The organism is Pseudomonas sp. NPDC087615 (assembly GCF_044743445.1).
GTDB lineage: Bacteria > Pseudomonadota > Gammaproteobacteria > Pseudomonadales > Pseudomonadaceae > Aquipseudomonas > Aquipseudomonas baetica_A.
In genome coordinates this window covers 94,808-99,195 of sequence record NZ_JBIUWM010000017.1, presented here as the reverse complement: position 1 = coordinate 99,195, position 4,388 = coordinate 94,808, and the positions used below count along the sequence as shown (strand labels likewise).

The 4,388-nt window shown below is 59.9% G+C and carries 6 protein-coding genes; all 6 read left to right on the top strand.

Features of this window, described 5'->3' with window-relative positions; translation table 11 throughout:
- Window positions 1-493 (top strand): cytochrome-c oxidase, cbb3-type subunit II (gene ccoO / locus ACIOU6_RS11195; protein WP_401136168.1); only part of this gene is annotated, 493 nt, incomplete at its 5' end.
- Between the two features lie 3 nt (window positions 494-496).
- Complete coding sequence (locus ACIOU6_RS11190) at window positions 497-694, top strand: cbb3-type cytochrome oxidase subunit 3 (RefSeq protein ID WP_401136165.1); 198 nt, start codon at window positions 497-499, stop codon at window positions 692-694.
- Window positions 691-1,644, top strand: coding sequence for a cytochrome-c oxidase, cbb3-type subunit III (gene ccoP / locus ACIOU6_RS11185; protein ID WP_401136162.1), 954 nt, complete (start codon window positions 691-693; stop codon window positions 1,642-1,644). Before ACIOU6_RS11190 ends, ccoP begins: the two co-directional genes overlap by 4 nt.
- A gap of 481 nt (window positions 1,645-2,125) precedes the next feature.
- Window positions 2,126-3,568: a cytochrome-c oxidase, cbb3-type subunit I gene (ccoN, locus tag ACIOU6_RS11180; RefSeq protein ID WP_401136159.1), complete on the top strand. Its 1,443-nt coding sequence runs from the start codon at window positions 2,126-2,128 to the stop codon at window positions 3,566-3,568.
- Complete coding sequence (ccoO, locus tag ACIOU6_RS11175; RefSeq protein WP_221733289.1) at window positions 3,568-4,176, top strand: cytochrome-c oxidase, cbb3-type subunit II; 609 nt, start codon at window positions 3,568-3,570, stop codon at window positions 4,174-4,176. Before ccoN ends, ccoO (ACIOU6_RS11175) begins: the two co-directional genes overlap by 1 nt.
- A gap of 5 nt (window positions 4,177-4,181) precedes the next feature.
- Complete coding sequence (locus ACIOU6_RS11170; RefSeq protein ID WP_401136155.1) at window positions 4,182-4,367, top strand: cbb3-type cytochrome oxidase subunit 3; 186 nt, start codon at window positions 4,182-4,184, stop codon at window positions 4,365-4,367.
- The last annotated feature ends 21 nt before the right edge of the window (window positions 4,368-4,388 follow it).

Sequence of the window (4,388 nt, the reverse complement as noted above, 5' to 3'; positions counted from 1 at the left end):
CAAACCGGTGGAGGGCATGAAGCCCTACACCGCGCTGCAACTGGAAGGCCGCGACATCTACATCCGCGAGGGCTGCGTCGGTTGCCACTCGCAGATGATCCGCCCGTTCCGCGCCGAAACCGAACGCTACGGGCACTACTCGGTAGCAGGCGAAAGCGTCTGGGATCACCCGTTCCTGTGGGGTTCGAAGCGTACCGGTCCGGACCTGGCCCGAGTCGGCGCGCGCTACTCGGATGACTGGCACCGCGCGCATTTGTACAACCCGCGCAACGTCGTACCGGAGTCGAAGATGCCGGCCTATCCATGGCTGGTCACGCAAGCGGTCGACAGCAGCCACACCGAAACCAAGCTCAAGACCCTGCGCACCCTCGGCGTGCCGTACACCGACGACGACATCGGCGGCGCGGTCGCCAGCCTCAAGGGCAAGACCGAAATGGACGCCCTCGTCTCGTACCTGCAAGTGCTCGGCACTGCAATCAAGAGCAAGAGGTGAGCCATGGTCATTGAAATGAGCACAGGGCTGATTCGCGGCCTCGGCACCGGCGTGGTGTTCGTCGCCTTCGTCGGCCTGACTTTCTGGGTGTTCAACCGCAAGCGCACGCCGGAGTTCGCCGAAGCGCGCCTGCTGCCGTTCGCCGACGAGCCGCAACCCGACACTACCCAAGCACCTGAACCAAGGAGTACCCGGCCATGACCACCTTCTGGAGTACGTGGATCTGCGTACTGACCATCGGCAGCCTGATCGGCCTGACCTGGCTGCTGATCGGCACGCGTCGGGGCGAGACCAAGGGCAGCGTCGACCAGACCATGGGCCACAGCTTCGACGGCATCGAGGAGTACGACAACCCGCTGCCGCAATGGTGGTTCATGCTATTCGCCGGCACGCTGGTGTTTTCCGTGGGCTATCTGATCCTGTATCCGGGCCTGGGCAACTGGAAAGGCATCCTGCCCGGTTACGAGGACGGCTGGACCGGCGTCCACGAATGGGAAAAGGAAATGAACAAGGCGGATGCCAAGTTCGGCCCGATCTTCGCCAAGTTCGCCGCCATGCCGCTGGAAGACGTGGCGAAAGACCCGCAGGCGCTGAAAATGGGTGGCCGTCTGTTCGCCTCCAACTGCTCGGTCTGCCACGGCTCGGATGCCAAAGGCGCGTTCGGCTTCCCCAACCTGGCCGACAGCGACTGGCGCTGGGGCGGCGACGCCGACACCATCAAGACCACCATCATGGGCGGGCGGATGGCGGCGATGCCGGCCTGGGGTGAAGTGCTCGGTGAAGCGGGTGTGAAGAACGTTGCCGCGTATGTGCGTCACGATCTGGCCGGCCTGCCTTTGCCCGCCGACAGCAAGGCCGACCTGCAAGCCGGACAGCAAACGTTCAGCACCACTTGCGTCGCCTGCCATGGGGCAACCGGCCACGGCACTGAAGCCATGGGGGCGCCGAATCTGACGCACCCGGCCGGATTTATCTATGGCACCAGCCTGACCCAGCTCGAACAGACCATCCGCCATGGTCGCCAAGGTCATATGCCAGCGCAGAATGAGTTGCTGGGTAACGATAAAGTGCAATTACTGGCGGCTTATGTGTACAGTCTTAGCAATGGATTGAATACAGAAAAACTTGTTACTGAAGACAATAAACAGTAAGCATTGACTACATCACTGCCGCACGTTTCTCAGTGCGGCAGTTTCCCGCCCCTTTGCGACGCATTGTCGCACCCCTTGATGCCCTCACCTTTCGGTTCCCCTGATTCGGGTCTACGCTTGCTCGATGCGGACTGGCCCGTGCTGGTTCCAGGTCGACCCTGAGCGATGTGTTCGATGAATCGGCTGACAAACTCGCCGCAAAGGCCGGTAGATACCGGCTGTCGCGCCGATTGCCGTTCATCAGCCGAACCGGCTGTTTGAACACGCCTCGTTACAAGTGATCTGAGCCCCTCGCTTTTTTCGTCTGCTGCGACATTTTGTCCGAGGCCAATTTTGTCCTTACGCGGCGTATGGAAAGGCCGCAGAATCAGCGTTGGAAAGCATTGACCCAGGTCATGGCGCGTTGCAATGACCCCCTGCTCTCTGCATACTTGCGGCCGATTTTAATCCTAATAAAACACCTAAACCGTGGAACCTTAGAATGAGCACAGCAATCAGTCCGACTGCTTATAACTATAAGGTAGTCCGCCAGTTCGCCATCATGACGGTGGTCTGGGCGATCCTGGGCATGGGGCTCGGTGTCTTCATCGCCTCGCAACTGGTCTGGCCGGAATTGAACTTCGGTCTGCCGTGGACGAGCTTTGGACGCCTGCGCCCGTTGCACACAAACCTGGTGATTTTTGCCTTCGGTGGATGTGCACTGTTTGGCACCTCCTACTATGTCGTGCAGCGAACCTGCCAGACGCGACTGATTTCCGACAGCCTCGCCGCCTTCACCTTCTGGGGCTGGCAAGCCGTCATTGTCGGCGCGATCATTACCTTGCCGCTGGGTTACACCACCACCAAGGAATACGCGGAACTGGAATGGCCGCTGGCCATTCTCCTGGCCATTGTCTGGGTCACCTACGGTCTGGTGTTCTTCGGCACCATCACCAAGCGCAAAACCAAGCACATCTATGTCGGTAACTGGTTCTACGGCGCCTTCATCGTCGTCACCGCGATGCTGCACATCGTCAACCACGCCTCGCTGCCCGTCAGCTTCTTCAAGTCCTACTCGGCCTACTCCGGCGCGACCGACGCGATGATCCAGTGGTGGTACGGCCACAACGCCGTGGGTTTCTTCCTGACCACTGGCTTCCTCGGGATGATGTACTACTTCGTGCCGAAACAGGCCGAACGTCCGATCTACTCCTATCGCCTGTCGATCGTGCACTTCTGGGCGCTGATCACCCTGTACATCTGGGCCGGCCCGCACCACCTGCACTACACCGCACTGCCGGATTGGGCACAGTCGCTGGGCATGGCCATGTCGATCATCCTCCTGGCACCGAGCTGGGGCGGCATGATCAACGGCATGATGACCCTGTCGGGCGCCTGGCATAAATTGCGCACCGACCCGATCCTGCGCTTCCTCGTGGTATCGCTGGCGTTCTACGGAATGTCGACCTTCGAAGGGCCGATGATGGCGATCAAGACCGTCAACTCGCTCTCGCACTACACCGACTGGACCATCGGCCACGTACATGCCGGCGCTCTGGGCTGGGTAGCAATGATCTCGATCGGTGCGATCTACCACATGATCCCGAAACTGTTCGGTCGTGCACAGATGCACAGTGTCGGCCTGATCAACGCGCACTTCTGGCTCGCGACCATCGGTACCGTGCTGTACATCGCGTCGATGTGGGTCAACGGCATCACTCAAGGCCTGATGTGGCGGGCAATCAACGACGACGGCACCCTCACCTACTCGTTCGTTGAAGCGCTGCAAGCCAGCCACCCGGGCTACATCGTCCGTGCCCTGGGCGGTGCATTCTTCGCCAGCGGCATGTTCCTGATGGCTTACAACGTCTGGCGCACCGTGCGCGCCTCGAACCCGGCTGAAGCCGAAGCCGCCGCCCAGATCGCTGTCGTTGGAGCTCACTGATGAAGCATGAAGCTGTCGAGAAGAATATTGGCCTGCTGGCCTTCTTCATGGTCATCGCCGTCAGCGTCGGTGGCCTGACCCAAATCGTTCCGCTGTTTTTCCAGGACGTTACCAACAAGCCGGTCGAAGGCATGAAGCCACGTTCGGCGCTGGAACTGGAAGGCCGCGATATCTATATCGCCAACGGTTGTGTCGGCTGCCACTCGCAGATGATCCGTCCGTTCCGCGCCGAAACCGAACGCTATGGCCACTACTCGGTCGCCGGTGAAAGCGTCTGGGATCACCCGTTCCTGTGGGGTTCCAAACGTACCGGCCCTGACCTGGCCCGCGTGGGCGGTCGCTACTCCGACGACTGGCAGCGTGCGCACTTGTACAACCCGCGCAACGTGGTGCCTGAGTCGAAAATGCCGGCTTACCCATTCCTCGTGGAAAACAAGCTCGACGGCAAAGACACGGCCAAGAAAATGGAAGTGTTGCGCACGCTCGGCGTCCCTTACACCGACGAAGACATCGCCGGTGCAAAAGATGCCGTGAAGGGCAAAACCGAAATGGACGCGCTGGTGGCCTACCTGCAAGGCCTGGGCACCATCATCAAAAGCAAACGGTGAATTGGATGGATATCGGGATGATTCGTGGCCTGGGCACCGTTGTTGTGATGGTGGCCTTCATCGGTCTGGCGTTGTGGGTATTCAGCCCCAAGCGCAAGTCGGAGTTTGAAGACGCGACCTTGCTGCCTTTTGCGGATGATCCCGAAGCCATCAAGCACGTCGAGCAAGCTTCAAGGAGAAACAAAGAATGACTACAATCTGGAGTCTGTACG